Source organism: Pseudoalteromonas sp. SG43-7, from assembly GCF_014164295.1.
Taxonomy (GTDB): domain Bacteria; phylum Pseudomonadota; class Gammaproteobacteria; order Enterobacterales; family Alteromonadaceae; genus Pseudoalteromonas; species Pseudoalteromonas rhizosphaerae.
Window position 1 is genome coordinate 1 of the sequence record NZ_JACJEY010000184.1, and the last position, 508, is coordinate 508.

The 508-nt window shown below is 45.3% G+C and carries 2 pseudogenes; both read left to right on the plus strand.

Annotated features, from left to right (window positions below):
* A pseudogene (locus tag H5200_RS23415) lies at positions 1-186 on the plus strand (IS3 family transposase); the annotation flags it as partial.
* Positions 187-260: 74 nt separating this feature from the next.
* Positions 261-508 (plus strand): annotated as a pseudogene (locus H5200_RS23810) (IS3 family transposase); the annotation flags it as partial.

Below are 508 nucleotides of genomic sequence, written 5' to 3' on the forward strand. Positions count from 1 at the left end.
AAGCACGACTTTGCCCAAGGACCTACAACGAAACTAGCTAAATCAGACAGTAAACAGTTAAAGCAAGAAATAAAACAGCTGCAAAAAGAGCTTAATCGTAAAGATAAAGCCTTAGCTGAAACAGCGGCATTACTTGTTCTCAAAAAAAAAGCGGATGCCATTTGGGGTTTCAACGAGGACGATTAACGACGTCGACTGAGCGACATGAATTGATAAAGCTCATTACAGAAGCGCAGGATTCAGGGGCAAGGCAGAAGCCAGTGTGCGAATTACTTGGGCTAACGGCAAGAACGGTTCAGCGCTGGATGGCCGAAGATAAGATGGTAGACAAGCGAACTTGTACGGCAAAGCGGCCGCCCAATCAACTCACTGAGTTAGAGCGACAGCGTATTATCAAAACAGTCAATTCAGCTGAGTATGGGCATTTACCGCCGAGCAAAATAGTGCCCAAGTTGCTTGATAAAGGGGTATGGATAGCATCCGAGAGTTCGTTTTATCGGGTTATGAA